Here is a 20,719-nt window from a genome sequence, read left to right as displayed (position 1 = left end):
TGAGTAGGCCGGACGCCGACCCGGTTCGGCGCTGACCCCCTGTTCGGGACCCGGCGCGTCCGCCTATTGTGGGCGCATGGGGGGACCTGCCGGGTGGACCGGCCCGCGCTCGCGCCGGGGCGATAACTCAGGCATGCCCGATCTCGCGGAGGCGCTGCGCGCATCCATGGCGATGTTGCACGAGGCGGTCCGGTTCGATAGCGCCGCACTGCTGGTCGTCGATCCGACCACCCTGCTGCCGATCGCCGGGCTGGTGGAGGGCATTTCCGCAGACGCGTGCCAGGGTTTCTGGGCCGCGGAGTTTGCCGAGACCGGGCTCAACAAGTTCGTCGATCTAGCCCGGGCGGACGTCCCTGTGCGCACGCTGATCGAGGCTGCCCGCTCGCATGCGCGGCAGCAGGGCGGACGGTCATGCCCGGACCTGCCGCCGGACGTCACCGCGATCACCGAGGCGTCCGAAGCCGGTGCCGATGAGAGCGCGGACCGGCTGGCGCGGCGCTATCTCGATATCTTCCGTCCCGCGCTGTTCGTCGACGAGCTTCGTGTCGCCTTCCGCACCGGTGAGCACTGCCGCGCCTTCGTCCACATTCTTCGTGACCGGCCGTTCGAGCCCGCCGAACTCGCGCGCGTTCACGCGCTGGTCCGTCCGGTCGCCGGCATGCTTCAGCAGGCCGTCAGCCGCGGGGCGGAGGCGGGGGTCGGTTCGGGCATCGCGATCGTCGACTCCGCCGGCCGGTTGGTGCACGCGACGACGGACGCCCGAGGCCTGCTGGCCGATATCAGGCGCTCGTCCCCGTTCGAGGCGGAGGGGGACGAGCGCGTGCCGGGCATGCTCGGTGGGCTGGTCGCGCGGGCGCGGGCGGCCGCGTCCGGCGAGGCGGTGATCACCCGGATGCGGTCGGCGTCCGGGGCATGGTTCAGGATCAGCGCGGCCCGGACCGAAGGCGACGACCTGGTGGCGCTCAGCATCGAACCGGCGCGGGCCTCGGACCTGATCCCGGTCGCCATGGCGAGTTTCGGGCTGACCGCGCGCGAGGCGCACATCGCGCAGCGGCTGTCGCGAGGCCTGGCCGACAAGGAGATCGCGGCCGAACTGGGCCTGTCCTTGCACACGGTGCGCGACCACGTGAAGGCCATCATCACCAAGTGCGGTGTGAACAGCCGTGCCGAGGTGGTGGCGCGGATCTTCGTCGACTACGTCCAGTCCGCACTGGAACGCCAGATGATCTACGGTCAGGACCGCGCGAGCTGACTCTCCCCGACAGAGTGTCCGAAGCCCTCCGGGGAGGCGGTGCGCGGTCAGCCGGCGAGCAGTGCGTCGATCTGGTTGAGGGAGAGGGTCGCGCCCTCGACCATGCCCATCTCGAGCACTTGCTGCAGCGCCTCGGCGCTGGGGTAGACGCCGGTGTAGGTGGCCCGGGTGCCGCCCTCGTGTTCGGCGAAGGCGTAGGTGTTGTGCGAGACGGGCAGGGTCTCGGCGACCGCGAAGTTCTCGTCGGCGAAGGCGTCCTCGAAGGTGAACTGGTGCGGCTCGTCGACGGTGAGCACCCGCCACAGGCCGTAGAAGCGCTCACCCTCGGGCGAGGTCATGAAGTAGTGCATCTCGCCGCCGGGGGTGAGTTCGTGACGGACGAAGGTGGCCGGGTAGGTGGGCGGCCCCCAGACCTGGGCGAGCTGGGCGGCGTCCGCATAGACCTGCCAGACGCGCTCCACCGGGGCGGCGAAGTCGGCGACGATGGTCAGGGTGCGGGAGTCGAGATCGTGGGTGACGTGGGTGACGGGCATGGTGATCTCCTTCAGGAGGGCCCGGCGCCCTCGGGCGCCTGCGGGCCGGTGACCGGTGTGGTCGAGGATGGGGCCGGATCGGCGAGCAACTCGTCGATGCGTGCGATCCGCCCGCGCCAGACGTCCTCGAGTTCGAGAAGCATCGAGCGCACCGAGCGGACCGCTTGGACGTCGCCGCTGGCCAGCGCCTCGCGACCGAAGCGGCGCTTGGTGATCAGCCCGGCTCGTTCGAGGACGGCGACGTGTTTCTGCACGGCGGCGAAGCTCATGTCGTACTTCTCCGCCAGGGTGGAGATCGACGATTCCCCGGTCAGCACGCGGCGCAGGATGTCGCGGCGGGTCCGGTCGGCGAGGGCGTGGAACATCGCGTCCGCGCGGTCCTCGTCGTTCTCCATGAGCACAACATACAACCAAATGGTTGTATGTGTCGAGGGTTTGGGTGAAGACGTGATCCACGGGCGATGTGGCTGGTCCGTCCGGATGCGGGTGCGCCCTCAGTTGGCGAGCAGCGCGTCGATCTGGGCGAGCGCGGCGATCATGCCCTCGACCATGCCCATGTTGATCAGCCGCTGAAGCCCTTCGGAGGTCGGGTAGACGCCGACATAGGTGGCCCGGGTGCCCCCTTCGTGCTCGGCGAAGGCGCAGCTGTACTGCGAGACCGGCAGCGCCTCGGTGATCGCGTAGTCCTCATCGGCGAAGCTGTCCTGAAAGACGAGCCGGTGCGGTTCGTCCACGGTCAGCACCCGCCACAGGCCGTGGAAAACGGCACCCTCGGGCGAGGTCTTGTAGTAGCGCATCTCACCGCCGGGGGTGAGGTCGTGGTGGACGATGGTGGCCGGGTAGTCGGGAGCCCCCCACACCTGGGCCAACTGCGAGGCGTCCGCATAGACCTGCCACACGCGATCGACCGGTGCGGCGAAGTCGGCGACGATCGTCAAAGTACGAGCGTCGAGGTCGTGGGTGACGTACGTGACGGGCATGCTGATTCTCCTTCGGTGCTGCCCACCCGGCTCCGCGAGTTGGGTGCGGGCCGGTGCCAGGGTCGTGGCCTTGGGTGACGCTAGGGGGTGTCCTCGACGTTGTTTACCGGCCATCGTAACTCGCGCGGGCCCTGCTGCCCCACGTTCGTCCGCACTACGCTGGGCAGGACGCACGTGTCGCCAAAGGAGGCCCGCATGCCCGTGTTCGAACGCGTCTCGCGCTACCCGTATCCGCGTGCGCTCGTCTTCGACTGGCATACGCGCCCGGCCGCGTTCTTGCGGCTGCATCCGCCCGGCATGACCACGCCGCTGAAGCCGCCGACCGATGGCATCAACGTCGGCTCCGAGAGCGAGATCGTCGTCTCGCATCCGCTGATCGCGGCCCTGCTTCCCGGGGTCTCCCGCAAGGGGGCGAAAAGGCCGCTCGGCGTCCGCTGGCGGCTGCGGCACATCGACCTGGAGCCCGGGGTGCGGTTCGTCGACCAGCAACTGTTCGGGGCCGTTCAAGCGCTGGTACCACGAGCACGAGTTCGCCGACGGCCCCGGCGGCTCGACGGTGATCACCGACCGGGTCACCTGGGAGTTGCCGGTCAACCTGCCCGGACCGCTGGACGAGGCCCTGGTCGAGATGCAGCTTGACGGCCTGTTCGCCTTCCGTGCCCGCCAGCTGCGCGACGACCTCGCCCTGCACACTCGGCTCGCCGCGCTGCCCCGTCGCGTGGTGATGGCCGGGGCGTCCGGCCTGATCGGGACCCAGGTGGCGGCGCTGCTGGTCGCGTCCGGGCACGATGTGGTGCGGCTGGTGCGTTCCGGACGTCCCGGGCCCGGCACCGCCCGATGGGACCCGGCGCGGCACCGCCTCGACCCGGCGGTGCTCGAGGGGGCGGACGCGGTGATCAACCTGTCCGGTCATTCGATCGGTGGGCGGTTCACGGCCAAGCACAAACAGAAGATCCGCATCTCGCGGCTCGAGGCAACCGGCACCCTGGCCGATGCTGCCGCCGCGGCGGGCGTGCCGACGTGGGTGCAGGCGTCCGCCGTCGGGTTCTACGGGGCGCGGCGTCCCGGCGAACTGCTCACCGAGGACGCCGCCCCCGGCGACGGCGTCCTGGCCGAGGTGGTGCGCGACTGGGAGGACGCCGCCGGTCCGGTGGTGGCCGCCGGGGCGCGGGCGGTGTTCCTGCGCACCGGCATCGTGCTCAGCGAGGGCGGCGGTGCGCTCGCGCCGCAGATCCCGCTGTTCTCCCTCGGCGTGGGCGGACGCCTCGCCAAGGCGGATGCCTGGACCAGCTGGATCGGCCTTGACGACACCGTGCGCGGCTACGTGCATGCGCTGGCCACCGAGGCGCTGGAGGGTCCGGTGAACCTGGTCGCACCGCGCCCGGTCACCCACGGCGAGTTCGCGGACACGCTCGGCCGCGTTCTGCACCGCCCCTCGGCGATCCCGACGCCCGCGTTCGGGCCCAAGCTGATGCTGGGTGCCGAGGGCTACGACCAGATGATCGACACCGACCAGCGGGTGTCCTCGGGCACACTGGTCGACTCGGGCTTCCGGTTCTGCCAGGGCACACTGATCGAGGCGCTGGCGCACGCGCTGATGCGCTGACCGCCTCGCGCGCGGTCGGTCAGCGAGGGGTCAGGTGGTCGGCGCGGGCCCGGTGGTCAGTGTGTCCTCGGTCGCTCAGCGCGGCGTCAGGTCGTTGGTCGGGCGTCAGGGCGTCAGGGCGTCAGGGCGTCAGCGCGGGGTCAGGTGGATGCCGGCCAGCATGCAGCGCACCGACCCGCCGGCGAGCTCGATGGTGGGCACGTCGATCGGCACGATGGTCGCCGAGCGCTCGATGATGGCCCGCTGCTCGTCGGTGTAGCCGTCCGCGGCCCGCTGCGAGCAGGCGAGGATGCGGCCGTCCGTGCCGGTCAGTTCGAGGGCGTTGCCGCAGAACTCCTTGATCTGCGCCCAGCTCAGGTCGATGATGTCGCGCCCGGACTCTGTCAGCCGGGCCATGATCTCGTCGCGCCGGGCGGCGTCCGTCATCACGTCGGTGCACACGAGCGCGAACTCGGTGCCGATGCTCATGATCACGTTGGTGTGATAGATCGCGGCACCGTCCGGATCGGTGTTGGCGAACACCATCGGCTCGTAGCCCAGATGGGTGCAGAACCGCTCCAGCAGGATCGGGTCGGCGCGCTGCGAGGCACCCACATAGGCGATCCGCTCGGCGTGGTCGAGGATCATCGCGCCGGTGCCCTCCAGGAACAGCCGGTCGTTCTCCATGCCGGAGTAGTCGATGACCTCCTGCACGCGGTAGTCGCGCTTGAGCATCTCGATGATGTCCGCGCGGCGCTCGGTGCGCCGGCTCGGGGCGGCCATCGGGTAGATGACCACCCGCCCGCCGTGATGGGTGGAGAACCAGTTGTTCGGGAACACCGAGTCGGGCGTGTCGGTGCCCAGATCGTCGAAGACGTGCACCCGGACGCCGTGGCTCATCAGCACCCGGACGGCCTCATCGAACTCGCGCAGCGCCCGCGCCGAGATCGAATCGGCGGTCAGCTCGGGCCGGGGCAGCTGAAAGGCGTTGTCAGCCGCCGTTTCGGGGTTGGGTGTGAAGTGATGCGGACGCACCATGACCACCGCCGAAGGAGCCTGAACCTTGTTCCTCATCCCGTCCTCTTCTTCTCTGCTCCACCAGGGAGACGCGTATCCGGCCGAGCCTAGCCGGGATCGCCCGTTCGCACCGCTCGGAGTCTTGATGTCGCCCGGAAACCGGGTGGTGTCGTGGAGGATGCCGGGCGATCGTAGGCAAGCCGGGCAACGGTGATTAACCTGGGCGGTGCCGGCGGTATCGGACGGCACCGCGAACGGGGCCGAGGCTCACACAGGAGGTCGCATGAACGGTTCGACGAACAAGCGCCCGGGGTGGGGCGTCACCCTCGCCAAAGTGGGCGCCGGTGTGACGGCGTGTGCGGTGGTCGGGTCTCTGCTCACCGAGCCGGAGGGCTCTTGGTACCAGAGCCTGACCAAGCCGGCTTTCCAGCCGCCGAACTGGGCATTCCCGGTGGCGTGGACGTCGCTGTACGCGATCATCGCCATCACCTCGACCGCGGTGATCCACGACCTGCGCCGGCAGGGACGTGACGACGAGGCGTCCGCCTATGCCAAGGCCCTCGCGGTGAATCTCACCTTGAACGCGGGCTGGTCGGGGTTGTTCTTCCGGGCCAACAACACCTGGCTGTCGGCCGTGGGAGCGGCGGCGCTCACCGCGTTCAGCGTCGATCTGGCCCGCCGCGGATTGAAGACCGGGCCGAAGGCGCTCGGGCTGGTCGCCTACGCGGGATGGTGCGCCTTCGCGACGGTGCTGTCGGCGTCCATCGCGGTGCTCAACCCGGACGCCTGAGCGGGCCGGACGGTCGCCCGAGACGGGGCCGGACGGTCGCTCGAGACCGGGGCCGTGTGCCCCCCGGCGCTCGCCGGGCTACAACGGCAGCACGAGACCGTCGTGAGTGGGCCTAAATCCCATCGTGGTGAAGAAGCCGTGCATATGGGCGCGTTCCTTCTCGGCGATCACCAGCAGCGCCTTGGCGCCCTGAGCGCGCGCATGCTCGATCACCCAGGTGAACACCCGCTTGGACACCGCGACGCTGTCGGCTCCCGCGCGTACGCGGGCGTTCGACGCCACAGCGAGCAGGGCTCCACCGCGACCCAGGGTCGGGATCATCGTGAGCTGGAAGGTGCCGATCGCCCGGTCGCCTTCGTCGAGGACCACCGCGAGCAGCTGGTTCGGATCGGCGATGATGCGCTCGAAGAAGGGCTCCAGATCGAACACCGCGCGGAGCGGGCCGAGGATCTCGTCGCTGATCAGCGTGGTGGTGGCCACGTACTGCGGAGACGTGGGGTCGTCCGCGAGCAGGCGCGCGATGGTCGGCAGATGTTCCTGGTCCGCGCGGGCGACCGCCACGTCGCCGAGTTCGGCAAGGATTTCCATTGCGCTATCGCACACCCGCCATGCGGGCTCCTGCAACTCGGTGCGCCGCGATCCGGCTGTTGGACGCCGTCACTGCCCCCAAGGACCCTGCCAGGTCACCGCCTGCGCGACGGTGATGCCGTCGGAGGTGGCGACCAGCACCGGGGCGAGGTGGGGTGCGTATCCCTCGCGCATCGCGGCGCTCACCGCCTCGTCGAAGTCGTCGCCGGGCCTGCCGGTGATCAACCGGTAGGACGGCCGTCCGTCCGGGAGTGATCCGGTCGGCAGCGGAGCGTAGCCGAACCAGCCGAACACCTCCTGCCTGGGCGCCTGCGCGACCGGCTCGGTCATCCGGGCGCGGACGCCGGTGGGCGCCGGCAGTTCGGCGGCGTCCAGCAGCACCACCTCGCCGTGGCGCGGCGTGATGACCTGGACGCCGAGCTCGTCCTTGATCCGGACGGCCAGCGCGGCGGCTGAATCGGTCTCGCCGTGCACGCAGAACACCTGGGACGGCTTCGGGTCGAGCGCCGCCAGCCAGCTCATGATGTCGCCGCGGTCGGCGTGCACGCTGAACTCCCGGTCGTGGAACACCTCGGCGCGCACCGGCACGTACTTGCCGCGCAGCTTGAGCTGGTCGGCGCCGTCCGACAACTGCCGCCCGCGGGTGCCCGCCGCCTGGTAGCCGGTCAGGACGACCGCGTTCTTCGGGTCGGGCAGCAGCTCTTCGAGATGGTGCAGGACGCGTCCGCCGGTGGCCATGCCCGAGGAGGAGATGATCACGCACGGCCCGTGACCGCCCGGCCCGGTGAGCCGCCGCGAATCCTCGCTGGACTCGACCGCGGTCAGGTCGGGAATGTTCACGAACTCGGACGGGCTCAGGTCCTCGCGCAACTCCTCGGTGAGGGACTGGTAGACCCGCAGCGCCCGGGTGCCCATCGGTGAGTTCACGTAGACGGGAATGTCGGGAATGCGCCCGTCGCGCTCGAAGTCGGAGATGGTCTTCAGGACGACCTCGGTGCGGTCGATCGCGAACGCCGGCACCAGCACGGTGCCGCCGCGGCCGATGGTGCGGCGGATCACGTCGGCGAATCCCTCGTGCGGCAGATTGACCGGAACGGGATGGTCGCGGTCGCCATAGGTCGACTCGACCAGCACGAACGGCGCCCCCTCCCGGGGGACTTCGCGCGCCTTCAGCACCGGATGCTCACGGCGTCCCAGATCGCCGGAGAACAGCACCGATGCCGTCGGCGTCCACACGTTGACCGACGCCGATCCGAGGATGTGCCCGGCCCGGGTGAGCCGGATCGTGATCGTCTCATCGGGATCAGCGGTGAAGCCGGGGCGCTCGTTGCCGGTCAGCTCGAAGTCGGCGTCGTATTCGAGCGCGACGAACTGGCCGAGCATCGACTCGACGTCGGCGGTCGTGTACAGCGGCAGTGCGCGTTCGTGCTTGGAATAGCCGTAGGTGTTGGCGTCCTCGGCCTCCTGCTCCTGCAGCTTGGCGGCGTCCCGCAGCACGATCTCGGCGAGCTGCCGGGTCCCCTCGGTGCACCAGATCGGGCCGGTGAAACCGCTGCGGGTCAGCACGGGCAGGAACCCGACATGATCGAGATGCGCATGGGTGAGGACGATGTCGGAGATGCTCGCCGGCTCGATCGGGAACTGCTCCCAGTTCTTCAGCCGCCACTTCTTCTCGCCCTGGAACATGCCCGAGTCGATCAGGATGCGCCGGTCGCCGATGGTCAGCAGGTACTTCGACCCGGTGACCGTGCCGGCCGCGCCGAGAAACGTCAACGTCGTACGAGGTGCAGTGCCCATGCCCCACTCTGGCACGACCGGGCGCGACACGGGAGGGATCAGGCGGACGCGGCGGGCGACGGTTCGGTGGGACGCACCACGCGGGCGAGGTAGATGATCGCCAGGCCGCCGACGGCGAGCAAGCCGAGGGCGACGCGCAGGCTGGTGACGTCGGAGACGGCGCCGATGAACGGCGAACTGGCCACGAAGCCCATCCGCAGCAGCCAGCTCACGTAGGTGATGCCAGCACCCTCGGGCAGGCCGGGCAGGCGTCCGGCGGCCGCGTAGGCGGTCGGCACGATGGTGGCGCAACCGTAGCCGCACAGCGCGTAGCCGACCATCACCACCGGCAGCACCGGGAACGCGATGATCAGGACGCCGCCGACGGCGATCATCACCCCGCCCATCCGGATCACGGCCACGCTGCCCCAGCGGTCGGTGGCCGGATCGCCGAGCAAGCGTCCGATGAACTGCGAGCCGAGCATCACCGTGTAGCCGATGCCGCCCACTGCGGCGGTCGCGCCGACCACCTGCACCACGTAGAGCGCCGCCCAGTTGGAGGCGACATCCTCGGTCAGGACGCCCGCGATGGCCAGCAGCGCCAGCGGGACGATCACCGCCCACGCCCCCGTGGGCAGCTTGCCGCTCGGCGTCACCTCCGACTCGGTGGCCGCCACCGGACGCGGATTGCCGGGCAGGCGTCCGAGCACCGTCGCGATGGTGGCGAGACCGATCAGGGTGAGCGCGACCGCGCTGAGGTGAATGCTGAGCGGAATGTGCTGGGACGCCGCCCACGCGCCGACGACTCCGCCGGTGGTGGCACCGAGGCTCCACAGGGCGTGCAGCGAGTTGATGATCGTCTTGCCGTAGGCGTCCTCGACCCGGACGCCGTGCACATTCTGTGCCGAATCGACCAGCGCATCGGAGAACCCGGCGATCGCCAGGGCGAGCGCGAATACGAAGAAGTGCGGCGCGAAACCGGCCAGCATCATCGCGAACGCCATCGCGCAGGTCCAGGCCAGCGCCACCGGCTGCGCGCCGAACCGGCGGATCAGCGGGGCGGGCAGGGCGGACGCCGCCACCGACGCGATCGGGCCCACCGCGACCATGAACCCGAAGGCGGTGTTCGACAGTTCGAACGCCGCCTTGATCTCGGGATAACGCGGCATGATGCCGGCCATCATCGCGCCGTTGGTGAAGAAGAACAGCGAAATGCCGGTGCGGGCGCGGACGGGGCTGAAGACTGCGGACACGGTCGTTCAGCCTACGCTGCCCGTGCCGGACGCGTGAGGTCGCCCACCTCGGAACGGGGCGACCATAGGTTGGCGATCATCACCGCGCGGCGTCCGTGTGGCCGCCCGCGTGCGCGGGGCGACCGCCGATCAGCCGCGGCGCTGGATCGCCGCCCACTCGTCGCGCAGGCCCACCGTGCGATGGAACAAGCCCGGGGCGTCCGTATCGGCGGCGAAGTAGCCCAGCCGTTCGAACTGCACCACCTCGCTACCGGTGGCTTCGGCGAGCGCCGCTTCGCCCCAGCAGCCGGCGAGCAGTTCGCGGCTGTTCGGGTTCAGGTCGTCGAGGGCCTCGCCGGTGGCCGCACCCGGCGCGGCCGCGGTGAACAGCCGGTCGTACAGCGCGACCGTGATCGGGGTCGCGTGCGCGGCCGACACCCAGTGCATCGTCGACTTCACCTTGCGGCCATCCGGGGAGTTGCCGCCCCGGCTGTCCGGATCGTAGGTGGCGTGCACGGCGACCAGGTTGCCGTCGGCGTCCTTGACCGCCTCGGTCGCCGTCACGAAGAACGCGCCGCGCAGGCGCACCTCGCGCCCGGGCGAGAGCCGGAAGAACTTCGGCGGCGGCACCTCGGCGAAGTCGTCGGACTCGATCCACAACTCGCCCGAGAACGCGACCTGACGGGTGCCGTCGGCCGGGTTCTCGGGGTTGTTGGCGACCTCGAAGTACTCCACGACCGGGTTGCCGTCGGCGTCGGTCGGCCAGTTGGTCAAGATCAGCTTCAGCGGCCGCAGCACCGCCATCCGGCGCTGCGCGGACGCGTTCAGGTCGCGGCGCACATAGCTTTCCAGCTCCTCGATCGCCTTGCGCGAGTTGGTGCGGGTAATGCCGACCGCGGTGCAGAAAGCGCGCAACGCGGACGCCGGATAGCCGCGCCGGCGCAGGCCGCGCAGGGTCGGCATCCGGGGATCGTCCCAACCGTCGACGACCCCCCGCTCGACCAGGGTGCGCAGCCGGCGCTTCGAGGTGACCGTGTGAGTCAGTTCGAGGCGGGCGAACTCCATCTGGCGGGGCGCAGACTGTTCGAGGGGGAGCTGGGCGAGGAACCAGTCGTACAGCGGACGGTGCGACTCGAACTCCAGGGTGCACAGCGAATGCGTGACGCCCTCGTAGGCGTCCGACTGGCCGTGCGCCCAGTCATAGGTCGGGTAGATCGGCCACTCGTCACCGGTGTTGTGATGATGCGCGTGCCGGATGCGGTACATCACCGGATCGCGCATCTGCATGTTCTCGTGGGCCATGTCGATCTTGGCGCGCAGCACCCGCGCACCGTCGGGGAACTCGCCCGCGCGCATCCGGCGCAGCAGATCGAGATTCTCTGCGACCGGACGCTCGCGGAACGGCGAGTTCGTGCCCGGGGTGGAGAAGTCGCCACGGGTCGCCGAGATCGTCTCGCCGTCCTGATCATCGACGTAGGCCAGCCCCTGCTCGACCAGGTACTCGGCCCACACGTACAGCTGCCCGAAATAGTCGGACGCGTAACGCACCTCGGCGGGCGTGTAGCCCAGCCACGCGATGTCGTCGACGATCGAATCGACGTACTCGACCTCTTCGGTGTCGGGATTGGTGTCGTCCAAGCGCAGCATGCAGCTGCCGCCGAAGTCCTCGGCGATGCCGAAGTCGACCGTGATCGCCTTCAGGTGGCCGATGTGCAGGTACCCGTTCGGCTCCGGTGGGAACCGCGTCTGCACCCGCCCGCCGTACGTGCCGGACTCGTTGTCGCGACGGATCGCGTCATGAATGAAGTCGGTAGCCACCGGGGAGGACGTCATGGCGGTCAGGATACCGGTGGACGGCCACTCGTCCTGGCGCGGTTCAGGCGGCGAGGGTGCCGATCCGGAACGACTCGAGTGTTCGTTCGGGGCGGCCCTGCCCGCCGTGCTGCGCGTCGAACTGAGCGGTGGCGTCCGTGCCGCACAGGCCGAGGATGCGCGAGGCGCCGCCGGGATGCTGATTGATCCACCGGGTCAGGTCATACACATCGCCGTTGATGGCGGCCCAGCAGGATTCGGCGCTGTTACGGGTGGCGACCTCGGCGAGCGTGTAGCTGGGATCGGTTGCGGCGGTGGGAGTGGCGGATGCGTCCGGGCTGCTCGATGTGGAACCGGTGGGTGCGGTCGCCGAGGAACCACTGGGGGTGCTGGGTGTGCCGGAGTTCGTGGTGGTGCCGCCCGGCGTGGCCGGTGCTCCGGTGATCGGAGTGCTGGCCCTGGTGCCCCAGGTGGCCTCGGCGCCGCTGTGACCGGTTGCCACGGTCAGGCCTGTGGCGGCGAGGGCACCGGTGACCGCGAGTCCGCCGGCCACCATCGCGGCGAACCCGCCGTTGCCGGGAGGCGCCTGTTCGCGGCGGCGTTCCAGCAACCACCAGACCCAGGCGATCACGGCGGTGACCAGGGCGGCGATAACGGTCCAGGTGCCGAAGCCGGCGTGCTGTTCCGGGCGGGTTTCGGTCTCGGCGAGGATATTGCCGGTCAGCATCGCGGCGACCGACGCCAGTGCGCCGACGGTGAGCGTGACCAGCGCGAGAACGCCGTAGCGGGCGCGTACCCACGGTGAGACCACCGCGGCGATCGTGCCCAGGGCGCCCACGGGCAGAGCCACGACCACGAGGTGCACCACCAGGGGATGCAGCGGCAGACCGAGGATCTCCAGTGCTGTCATGCGCGAAGGGTACGGGTCGATCCTGTGATCGGGCTGTGAGAGTCGGCGTAGCCGGGCCAAGTGTCTCGGTAGCGCGGGATCCGTCAAACGCCAAGCGATCTTGCGGTGAGTCAGCGCAGCCGGAGCAGCAGTGCCTCGGGGTGGTGCCGGAAGGTCGCGATGTCTTCGCGGCCGTCGGTGAGGGCCTCCAAGGTGTCGGTCAGCAGGGCATTCACCGGTGTGGGGACTCCGACGGTCGCGCCGTGCCGCACGACCGCGCCGTGCAGGAAACCCACCTCGGAGCGGCGGCGCCCGGCGTGCAGATCGATGTGCAGGCTGGGCATCTTGTCGCCGCGGCTGCCGCCGAGCAGGCGCACGAAGATCGGCTGGGTGAGCGTTCTCGGCAGGTGCTCGACGGCGAATGCCAGCGCCCGCACGGGGGTGCCCGGAAGATCGACCGGGCGGTGGCCCAGGGCGCGCATCACCCGGACGCACTCGCGCATCGCCTCGGTCTCGAGGGCGTGCAGGCGGCGGTCGGCGAACACCTCGCCCACCGGCATGTCGAGGATCGCCGAGGTCGCGCTGCCTTGCAGGTTGGTGAGCAGTTTCGACCACTTCATCGATCCGGCGTCGGCGTACCCGCGCGCGCCCAGGCCGGCGTCGTTGAGCGCGGTGATCACCTCCTCTGACAAGGAGTTTCCGAGCGCGATGCCGATGCCGCGATGGGTTTCTTCGACGACGTGGCCCAGGCCCGGCTTGGCGATGGCGGTGGCGACCGTGCCCGCGATGACCCGGTCGGCACCCAGGCGCGCCGCGATCGCCGGCTCGTTGTCGACGCCGTTCTGCACCGAGAGGATCGTGGGCAGAGGGCGGCCGAGGGACTGCCAATCCTCGAGCACGCTCACGGTGTCGAACGACTTCAGCGCGAACACGCACACGTCGTAGGGCCCGGCATCGAGGGCCTCGGCCGGATCGGTGTGCATGCCGAAGCCGCGCACCACCTGCCTGGCCGAGGAGGTCTCGATCGTGAGGCCCTGCTGGGCGATCGCCGTCGCGGTGGCCGGCTGCTCGACGAAGGACACGTCGTGGCCGGCGATGACCAGCGATCCCCCGATGTAGGTGCCGATGGCGCCGGCGCCGAGGAAGAGGAATCGCATGGCCAGCACCCTAGTGGGACCGCAGGGTGCCGCGCGCGGGAAAGCCGGGGCGGCGGTCGGCTCGTATGGTCGAAATCTATGTCCAGTTGCGAGGGGGGCTCGTACGACAAGGCCTGATGTGATGGGGTGTGAATCTGGACATAGATTTCGACCACGTGGCTCCGGAACTCGTCGCCGGCTGCGCTTAGTCTGGAGGTCATGTCGACAGGGGCGAAGCGGCCGGGCAGCGGCAACGAGGCTGTAGACGGCGACCCGGCGGCCGGGAGCCGGCGGTGGTGGTTCGCGTTCGCCGTGATCGTCGTCGCGGTGCTCGCCGCCGGCGCGTTCATGCTGCTGCGTGCGGGATCGCTCACCCGGGTGGTTGGCGCGGCATCCACGCCCACCCCGTCGATCCCCGAGATCGCGCGCCAGCAGGTGTGGACCTCCGACACTCCGGCCTCCGGAACGTTCCTGACGAACACGATCGCCCTACCGCCCGCGATCCCGGCACCCAAGGTGGTGCGCTATCAGGTCAAGGTCGAGGATTCCACCGGGCTGGATGCCGACGCCGTCGCCCGTGAGGTGCAGGCAACCTTCGACGACCCGCGCGGCTGGGCGGGCTACGGCAAGCGCACCTTCGAGTTGGTGACCGACCCCGAGCAGGCGGGACTGGTCATCTTCGTCGCCTCGCCGCCGACCACCAACGAGTTGTGCAAGCCGGCCAAAGTCGAATCCAAGTGGAACTGCCGAGTCGGCAGGACGGTCGCGCTGAACTCGGATCGCTGGCAATACATGACGCCCACCTACGACGACCTGGGCGCGTACCGGTCCTATCTGGTCAACCACGAGGTCGGGCACTTCCTGGGCCTGGGCCACAGCACCTGCCCCCGCGAGGGAGCCCCGGCGCCGGTGATGATGCAGCAGTCGATCAAACTGGGTGGCTGCACGCCGAACGCCTGGCCGAAACTCGCCGACTGATGGATCTACCCCTCGGCCAGCGGCGGGTTCGGAATGCCGAGATCGGCGCAGGAGCCCCGGTCTGGGCGCCCGTCGACCTCGATGTGTGTGACAGTTGCGGTACTGGAAAAGGGGCTCGGCCCCGGCTGGGGGAAGCGGTGTGAGGGAGACGCTTGCGCGCGTGGTCGGTATTCTCCGGCGAGTCGGGCGCGCGTTCTTCTACGCCCTGATGGCGGTGTGCTTTGTGGCCACCGTGATGCTCGGCATCGCGGAAGCGATCGATGTCGTCAACAACGAACCGAAAATATGGGGCACCTACCGGGAGACCGAGTGCGTCCCTGCCGTGCGCGGATGCGACAGCTATGGCACCTGGGAAAGCGATGACGGCTCGATCCGGAAAGAACGGGTCGGCCTGGATGGCGGCGTGGACGAGGACGGGACCGCTCGTGCGGCATTCCAGCCTCACGGCCTGCGCAGCGACGACGATCTCGGCATGGTTCATACCGCGTTCTGGGTGGACGCCGCTGTCTGGCTCCCCTGGGTATTGGCGGCATGGATCGCGGGGGTCGCGGTGCACTACCGGCGGGAGGGGCGCGATCGGGACGTAGAACGTGCGCACGAGGACGCCTCGTTCGACGAGGACCTCGACGATCTGGATGACGACGACTTCGGCGACGACGAGGACGACACCGACGACCACCGCTAACGCGCCGGCCTTCGGAGTGCGGGCGGCTACGCTTTCGGGGTGATCACGCTGCTGTCGCCCGCCAAGTCGCTGGATTTCGAGACCAAGCCCGTCACGGCCAAGCACACCGAGCCGCGCCTGTTGGGCGAGTCGGTGGGGCTGATCGAGGTGCTCCGGCAGCTATCGGTATCCGACATCGCCGGCCTGATGAGCATCTCCGACGACCTGGCCGCGCTCAACGCGCAGCGCTACGCCGACTTCGCGTTGCCGTTCACGAGGGCGAACGCCAAGCAGGCGGTGCTCGCGTTCTCCGGTGACGTCTACCAGGGCATGGACGCCGCCGCGCGCTTCGATGCCCGCGATTTCACCGAGGCGCAGAAGACGGTGCGGATCCTGTCCGGGCTGTACGGCGTGCTGCGCCCCCTCGATCTGATGCAGCCCTACCGCCTCGAGATGGGCACCCGGCTGCGCACCGAGCGCGGCGCCACGCTCTACCAGTGGTGGGGCGACCGGATCTCCGAATTGCTCGCCGCCGACCTGGCCGAATCCCCGGGCGCGGACGTCGTGGTCAACCTGGCCTCCGAAGAGTATTTCGGTGCGGTGCGCCCCGGCGTGCTCGGCGCCCGGATCATCGCGCCCCGCTTCGAGGACACCAATGCCCGCGGCAAGCGCTCGATCGTCTCGTTCTACGCCAAGCGCGCCCGCGGCATGATGGCGGGCTGGCTGGTCGCCAACCGGGTGCGGACGCCGCGCGCCCTCACCCAGTTCGACGAGGCGGGCTACCGCTACGACGCGGCGTCCTCGGCGCCCGACCGCCCCGTCTTCGTGCGCGCCTACGAGGATCGACCCACCGCCTGAGCCGTCAGGTCAGGTCGAGGGCGGCGACGGCGCCGATCACCACGATCGAGGGCGGCTTGATGCCGGCTTCGATGGCGAGGGCGGCGATGGTGTCGAGCGTGCCACGGACGACCGCGGCGGTGTCACCGAAGGCCGACGACACGATCGACGCCGGGGTATCGGACGCCAGCCCGCCGGCTTGGAGTTCGGCGGCGATCGCGGCGAGGTTCTTCACTCCCATCAGCAGTACCAGCGTGGTGCCCGAGCGAGCCAGCGCCCGCCAGTCCAGCGAACTGGACGGATGCCCGGGCGCCGCATGACCCGACACGACGGTGAATCCTTGTGACAAGGTACGATGCGTCACCGGGATGCCCGCGAACGCCGGCGCGGCGGTCGCTGAGGTCACCCCCGGAATGACGATGACTGGCACTTCGGCCTCGGCGCAGTGCAACCATTCCTCGCCGCCGCGACCGAACACGTAGTTGTCGCCCCCCTTGAGCCGGACGACGCGACGCCCCGCCTTGGCCAATTCGACGAGCAGGGCGTTGATCGAGTCCTGGCTGGTGGTGTCGGTGCTGCGCGGGCGCTTTCCGACGGCGATCAGCTCGGTGCCCGGCCGCACCAAACCCGACACGTCGGGTGCGAGGTAGTCGTACAGCACCACGTCGGCCTGTTCGAGGGCGCGACAAGCGGCGACGGTGAGCAGATCGGGATCGCCGGGGCCTCCGGCGACCAGGGCAACCGTTCCCGGGTCGAGCTGTACGCGCATGTGCGCCAGCCTAGGACGCCTCGCGCGAGCGAGGTGTCGCCGTCCAGCCCGTCATCGCGGGAGTACCCCGGCGTCGGCATATGCCTCGGGGGCGGTGGGACGGCGCCGCGCCGGGATGCCAGGGGAAACCCCGGCGCGCGTGAACCCGCCGGTCGGTTCAGAGCTTGCCGGACGCCGCGACCGCGGCAACGGCGATGTCGCGCGCCGTCCGTGAACGAACGGGATCGCGGTCGCCGATGGCGGCGATGGTGAGGTCGTCGACCGCACCGGTGGCGGGCGTGCGGGCGGTGCCGGCGCGTCCGTCGTCGCCGCGCACGCAGAAGATGCGCGCTCGGGTGGCCTCAGCGACCAGCGTGGAGTTGACCTGGGGGACGTTCGTCACCGCCATTACGTACCAGCAGCCGTTGATGTCGGCGACCGCGACGCGGCGGCGCGACCAGGTGATCGCTCCCGAATCCGCCCAGGCGCGGACGGTGGCGGTGGCGGCCGGGGCGACCACGTGCACGTCGGCGCCGGCGCTGACCAGGGCCGGGATGCGGCGGGTGGCGACCTTGCCGGCGCCCGCGACCAGGACGCGGCGTCCGCGCAGGTCGAGGCCCGCGAGGTAGACCGGGGAGCCGCTCACCGCGTGCCGTGCCCGTCGTGGCTGAGCAGGGATCCGGTGGCCGGGCAGTTCACGATGCCGCCGTTGGGCAGGTCGAACCATTCGATGTCGCGCGCGCCGCGGCCCTGCAGCAGCGCCATACCGATCTGGATCACATGACCGTGCGTGACGAGCACGATCGGCCCGGGGTGGGTGCGGGTGATCCGGTCGAAGGTCTCGATCAGGCGCGCGTGCACGTCGGCGACGGATTCGCCGTTGCCCCAGCGCACCTCGTTGATGTGCTCGGCGCCGGGACTGCTGGCGGTCAGGTCTTCGAACAGTTGGCCCTCCATCGAGCCGAAGCATTGCTCGCGCAGGCCGGGTTCGTTGAACAGGGGCAGGTTGAGGACGCCGGCGATGATCTGCGCGGTCGCGCGGGCGCGCTGCAGGTCGGAGGTGACGACGGCGGTGAGGTCCTTGCGCGAGGACAGCAGCACTGCTGTCGCCTCGGCCTGGCTGTGGCCGAGCGTGGTCAAGGGGCTGTCGAGCTGTCCGGCGACGCGCCCCTGCGCGTTCGCCACACACTGCCCATGGCGGACGAACGTGAATCGGGGACTGGGGGTCACCCCCCCACGATAAGCCACCGCGCCGCTATGGTGGGGCGTCATGACCCGAATGCTCATCACCGGCGGGGTGCGCTGCGGCAAGTCACGTTACGCCGAGCAGGCGCTGGCCGGTGCGGACGCCGTCACCTACGTCACTCCGGGTTACCCGGCCGACCCCGTCGCCGACCCGGAATGGGCCGCGCGGGTCGCCGCGCATCGCGCCTCGCGCCCGGCGTCCTGGACGACCGTCGAGACCGTCGATGTGGCCGCCGCGCTGCGCGAGCACCCCGGACCGGTGCTGGTCGACTGCCTGGGCACCTGGCTCACCCGCCAACTGGACGCCGCGGGCTGGGATTCCCCGCGCGAAACCGTGCACGCTGCCCTGGCCCGTGCGACCGCCGAGTTGGCGGACGCCGTCGCCGCGCACCCCGGACCGCTGGTGCTGGTCAGCAACGAGGTCGGCTGGGGGCTGATCTCCGAGCACGCGTCCGGACGTCTCTTCGCCGATCTGCTCGGCCGCACCAATCAGGCGGTGGGAGCCGTGGTTCACGAGGTCGTCCTGATGGTGGCCGGACGCCCGCTACGGATCTGTTGAGCGGTTGCCAAGGGTGGCCGCCGACGGCTAGACATGACGGACGGCCGGCCCCGTCGAGGCCGGCCGTCCGTCGATCCGATCAGCCCCCGGTCGGGCTGTAGGCGAACAAGTAGACGGTGTCGTTGACCGTCCACATCCTGCGTGCTGCGATCTGCGTCCAGTCCTTCGGCAATCCGGTCTGCCCACCCTGCCGGGTGAACGTGCCGTTCCGGTTGAGCGCCTGCAGGCTCACCTCACCCTTGGAAGGGTCGTAGAGGATGAACGGCGTCTTGGTGATGAATCCGCCATGCCCGGGAACCATGAGCGACCAGGTCTTGCGCCAGGTGACCGCAGCGCCCATGGCCGTCATGCCCCCCTTGCCGTCGGTGTTCCACGCCTGGGCGGTGGCGTTCGCCGCGTCGTAGGTGACCAGGTGAGTGGTCTGTGATCCGCCCTGGTCGAACATTCCGGGAAGGATCCGCGTCACCGTCTTGGACCATCGGGTGTTGGACTTCAGTGTGGTGAACTTTCCGTCGTTCGCCTGCTTGAGGAAACGAAGTTCGGCGAACGTCCCGCTCTTGGGATCGTAGCCGACCATGCCGGGGTTTCCCGAAGAATCGAAATGGCCGCCCGTCAGCTCGGTCCAGTCACTGCTGTAGGTCTCGTACGCCTGGACCCGAGCGAACTTTCCCTTTCCTTGGACCTGGAAGATGTCGATTCCGCCGTTACCTGGGAAGTAGACGGCAAGCAACGAATAGCCCGCTCTGGGCAGCTCGGCGATCTTGCGGTATCCCGGGAAAAACCACTTCTCGGGATAGGAGGCCAAGGAGCTGAGCTTGCCCGCCTTGTCCATTCCCATCACCTCGGCGCGTCCGGTGGAGGTGTCGTAGAAGAACAGGTCGGCGTACGGTCCGCCGAAGTTGCCCGCGATTACATGCGACCACTTGGGGGACATCCCCTTGATCACGTTCACCAGGCGCAGGTTTCCGTTCTCGAGCGCGTACACCTCGCCGCGGCCCTTGGGTTCGACCTTCGGGGGTGTCACGGGCGGTGGGGCGACGACGACCGGCGGCGGGGTGACCGGAGGCGGCGTCACCGGGGGCGGCGTGACCGGCGGTGTGACGGGCGCCAATTCGCTGCCCGGGGCCGGCCACACGGTGTCCAGGCCCACGGTCTGGGTGTAGCACAGCACCTGATCCTGGCCAGGGGTGGACGGCTTGAACCGCCCCGAGACCAGGTGGGTCCACTCGGGTATCTGGGTGTGGGTGGCCAGGTCGCTGCAGTAGCCACCGCCGGCCGGCTGGAAGAACTGGACCTCGTGGTTCGTGGAGTCGAGCAGCATCAGGTCGGTGAAGGCGTTGTTGCTGAAATCGCCGGCGATGATCAGCGACCACGTCTTCCGCCACGCCGGATGGGTGTGCAGATGGGTGAGTTTGCCCGTCGCTTCGACGCCGTAGAAGTCGCCGGTGCCGCCGGGCTCGTAGAGCAACAGGTCGTCGCAGGGACCGTCGTGGAAGTTGCCCGCCACCACCTGGGTACAGCCCCTGCGCAGCGAGGGATAGCGGGAGGCGACCGTGAGCACTCCGGTGCCGTCGGTGGTCCAGAACTCGCCCAGGCCGGCCGCGGCGTCGTAGACGAACAGGTCATGCCAGTCGGTGCTACCGAAACGCCCCGAGACGATCTTCGTCCACGAGGTGCTGACGCCGGTGATCGTGGCCAGCCGGAACGGCCGACTGCTGGAGTTCACCTGGTAGATGTCGATGGTGCCCCGCGACGGCGCATAGAACAGCAGATCGTCATACCCGCTGCTGCCGAAGTTGCCGACCACGACCTGTGTGCACCACTTGGGCAATGAGGTGTGCGTGTTGATCAGCTTCAATTCTCCGCCTTCGTGTGCGGTGAAGAAATCGCCGCGCCCGGTGACGGCATCGTAGAAGAACACGTCCGCCGGCCGATCATTGCCGAAGCACCCACGGACCACGTGGGTATAGGACTTGCTGATGTTGTCGAGGTTGTAGGACATCTGGCCGTTGTCCACGGCATAGATGTCGGCCTGGGGTGTGGCCATCTTTTCCACCTTTGCGTCGTCGCTTGAGCGGAGGCTACTCCTGGGCCGGAG

22 protein-coding genes are annotated in these 20,719 nt (G+C 69.5%); 8 read left to right on the top strand and 14 right to left on the bottom strand.

Annotated elements, in window-relative coordinates:
• Positions 1 to 133: 133 nt before the first annotated feature.
• Complete coding sequence (locus QM708_RS07145; RefSeq protein ID WP_415105992.1) at positions 134 to 1,252, top strand: helix-turn-helix transcriptional regulator; 1,119 nt, start codon at positions 134 to 136, stop codon at positions 1,250 to 1,252.
• 47 nt (positions 1,253 to 1,299) lie between these two features.
• On the opposite strand, the gene QM708_RS07140 is transcribed toward QM708_RS07145, so the two are convergent.
• The 3 genes from QM708_RS07140 to QM708_RS07130 all read right to left on the bottom strand — a co-directional run bounded on the left by QM708_RS07140 (position 1,300) and on the right by QM708_RS07130 (position 2,765).
• Positions 1,300 to 1,785 carry an SRPBCC family protein gene (locus tag QM708_RS07140; protein ID WP_415105989.1) on the bottom strand — a complete coding sequence of 162 codons (486 nt, stop codon included), beginning with the start codon at positions 1,783 to 1,785 and terminating at the stop codon, positions 1,300 to 1,302.
• Positions 1,786 to 1,796: 11 nt separating this feature from the next.
• Positions 1,797 to 2,180 carry an ArsR/SmtB family transcription factor gene (locus tag QM708_RS07135; RefSeq protein ID WP_415105986.1) on the bottom strand — a complete coding sequence of 128 codons (384 nt, stop codon included), beginning with the start codon at positions 2,178 to 2,180 and terminating at the stop codon, positions 1,797 to 1,799.
• A gap of 99 nt (positions 2,181 to 2,279) precedes the next feature.
• Positions 2,280 to 2,765, bottom strand: coding sequence for an SRPBCC family protein (locus QM708_RS07130; protein ID WP_415105983.1), 486 nt, complete (start codon positions 2,763 to 2,765; stop codon positions 2,280 to 2,282).
• 195 nt (positions 2,766 to 2,960) lie between these two features.
• Here QM708_RS07130 and QM708_RS07125 point away from each other — a divergent pair, with 195 nt between their 5' ends.
• Positions 2,961 to 3,404, top strand: a complete 444-nt coding sequence (locus QM708_RS07125; protein ID WP_415105981.1) for a hypothetical protein — start codon at positions 2,961 to 2,963, stop codon at positions 3,402 to 3,404.
• Positions 3,322 to 4,371 carry a TIGR01777 family oxidoreductase gene (locus tag QM708_RS07120; RefSeq protein WP_415105978.1) on the top strand — a complete coding sequence of 350 codons (1,050 nt, stop codon included), beginning with the start codon at positions 3,322 to 3,324 and terminating at the stop codon, positions 4,369 to 4,371. The genes QM708_RS07125 and QM708_RS07120 overlap by 83 nt, the downstream gene beginning before the upstream one ends.
• Before the next feature lie 129 nt (positions 4,372 to 4,500).
• Here the strand turns inward: QM708_RS07120 and ctlX are convergent, their stop codons facing one another.
• Positions 4,501 to 5,424 (bottom strand): citrulline utilization hydrolase CtlX, encoded by a 924-nt coding sequence (ctlX, locus tag QM708_RS07115; RefSeq protein WP_415105975.1) that lies wholly within the window; start codon positions 5,422 to 5,424, stop codon positions 4,501 to 4,503.
• 226 nt (positions 5,425 to 5,650) lie between these two features.
• Here ctlX and QM708_RS07110 point away from each other — a divergent pair, with 226 nt between their 5' ends.
• Complete coding sequence (locus tag QM708_RS07110; RefSeq protein WP_415105973.1) at positions 5,651 to 6,157, top strand: TspO/MBR family protein; 507 nt, start codon at positions 5,651 to 5,653, stop codon at positions 6,155 to 6,157.
• 78 nt (positions 6,158 to 6,235) lie between these two features.
• Here the strand turns inward: QM708_RS07110 and QM708_RS07105 are convergent, their stop codons facing one another.
• From QM708_RS07105 to QM708_RS07080, 6 genes are all read right to left on the bottom strand, one after another.
• Positions 6,236 to 6,745: a GNAT family N-acetyltransferase gene (locus QM708_RS07105; RefSeq protein WP_415105970.1), complete on the bottom strand. Its 510-nt coding sequence runs from the start codon at positions 6,743 to 6,745 to the stop codon at positions 6,236 to 6,238.
• A gap of 69 nt (positions 6,746 to 6,814) precedes the next feature.
• The gene (locus tag QM708_RS07100; RefSeq protein WP_415105967.1) at positions 6,815 to 8,542 is read right to left on the bottom strand and encodes an MBL fold metallo-hydrolase RNA specificity domain-containing protein; all 1,728 of its coding nucleotides are present in this window, start codon (positions 8,540 to 8,542) and stop codon (positions 6,815 to 6,817) included.
• A gap of 38 nt (positions 8,543 to 8,580) precedes the next feature.
• On the bottom strand, positions 8,581 to 9,774 hold the full coding sequence (locus QM708_RS07095; RefSeq protein WP_415105964.1) for an MFS transporter: 1,194 nt from the start codon (positions 9,772 to 9,774) through the stop codon (positions 8,581 to 8,583).
• A 129-nt stretch (positions 9,775 to 9,903) separates the two neighbouring features.
• A complete protein-coding gene (locus QM708_RS07090) occupies positions 9,904 to 11,595 on the bottom strand; it encodes a glutamine--tRNA ligase/YqeY domain fusion protein (protein ID WP_415111339.1) in 1,692 nt (563 codons plus the stop codon).
• A 34-nt stretch (positions 11,596 to 11,629) separates the two neighbouring features.
• The gene (locus QM708_RS07085; protein ID WP_415105961.1) at positions 11,630 to 12,475 is read right to left on the bottom strand and encodes a cytochrome b5 domain-containing protein; all 846 of its coding nucleotides are present in this window, start codon (positions 12,473 to 12,475) and stop codon (positions 11,630 to 11,632) included.
• A gap of 110 nt (positions 12,476 to 12,585) precedes the next feature.
• On the bottom strand, positions 12,586 to 13,611 hold the full coding sequence (locus QM708_RS07080) for a ketopantoate reductase family protein (RefSeq protein ID WP_415105958.1): 1,026 nt from the start codon (positions 13,609 to 13,611) through the stop codon (positions 12,586 to 12,588).
• 198 nt (positions 13,612 to 13,809) lie between these two features.
• Here QM708_RS07080 and QM708_RS07075 point away from each other — a divergent pair, with 198 nt between their 5' ends.
• The 3 genes from QM708_RS07075 (at position 13,810) to yaaA (ending at position 16,090) form a co-directional block, all read left to right on the top strand.
• Positions 13,810 to 14,568, top strand: coding sequence for a DUF3152 domain-containing protein (locus QM708_RS07075; RefSeq protein ID WP_415105955.1), 759 nt, complete (start codon positions 13,810 to 13,812; stop codon positions 14,566 to 14,568).
• Between the two features lie 160 nt (positions 14,569 to 14,728).
• Entirely contained in the window at positions 14,729 to 15,253 is a 525-nt protein-coding gene (locus QM708_RS07070) for a hypothetical protein (protein ID WP_415105952.1), read from the top strand.
• 39 nt (positions 15,254 to 15,292) lie between these two features.
• Positions 15,293 to 16,090 carry a peroxide stress protein YaaA gene (yaaA, locus tag QM708_RS07065; protein WP_415105949.1) on the top strand — a complete coding sequence of 266 codons (798 nt, stop codon included), beginning with the start codon at positions 15,293 to 15,295 and terminating at the stop codon, positions 16,088 to 16,090.
• Positions 16,091 to 16,094: 4 nt separating this feature from the next.
• On the opposite strand, the gene cobA is transcribed toward yaaA, so the two are convergent.
• The 3 genes from cobA to QM708_RS07050 all read right to left on the bottom strand — a co-directional run bounded on the left by cobA (position 16,095) and on the right by QM708_RS07050 (position 18,047).
• Positions 16,095 to 16,838 (bottom strand): uroporphyrinogen-III C-methyltransferase, encoded by a 744-nt coding sequence (cobA, locus tag QM708_RS07060; protein WP_415105946.1) that lies wholly within the window; start codon positions 16,836 to 16,838, stop codon positions 16,095 to 16,097.
• 157 nt (positions 16,839 to 16,995) lie between these two features.
• A complete protein-coding gene (locus QM708_RS07055) occupies positions 16,996 to 17,463 on the bottom strand; it encodes a precorrin-2 dehydrogenase/sirohydrochlorin ferrochelatase family protein (RefSeq protein WP_415105943.1) in 468 nt (155 codons plus the stop codon).
• A complete protein-coding gene (locus QM708_RS07050; protein WP_415105940.1) occupies positions 17,460 to 18,047 on the bottom strand; it encodes a histidine phosphatase family protein in 588 nt (195 codons plus the stop codon). Before QM708_RS07050 ends, QM708_RS07055 begins: the two co-directional genes overlap by 4 nt.
• A 40-nt stretch (positions 18,048 to 18,087) precedes the next feature.
• Between QM708_RS07050 and QM708_RS07045 the strand changes: the two genes are divergently transcribed.
• Complete coding sequence (locus QM708_RS07045; RefSeq protein WP_415105937.1) at positions 18,088 to 18,621, top strand: bifunctional adenosylcobinamide kinase/adenosylcobinamide-phosphate guanylyltransferase; 534 nt, start codon at positions 18,088 to 18,090, stop codon at positions 18,619 to 18,621.
• Positions 18,622 to 18,700: 79 nt separating this feature from the next.
• Here QM708_RS07045 and QM708_RS07040 read toward each other — a convergent pair whose 3' ends face one another.
• The gene (locus QM708_RS07040) at positions 18,701 to 20,668 is read right to left on the bottom strand and encodes a hypothetical protein (RefSeq protein ID WP_415105934.1); all 1,968 of its coding nucleotides are present in this window, start codon (positions 20,666 to 20,668) and stop codon (positions 18,701 to 18,703) included.
• Between the last annotated feature and the right edge of the window lie 51 nt (positions 20,669 to 20,719).

This window comes from Propioniciclava sp. (genome assembly GCF_047602245.1).
GTDB lineage: Bacteria > Actinomycetota > Actinomycetes > Propionibacteriales > Propionibacteriaceae > Propioniciclava.
This window is presented reverse-complemented; position numbering and strand designations above follow the sequence as displayed.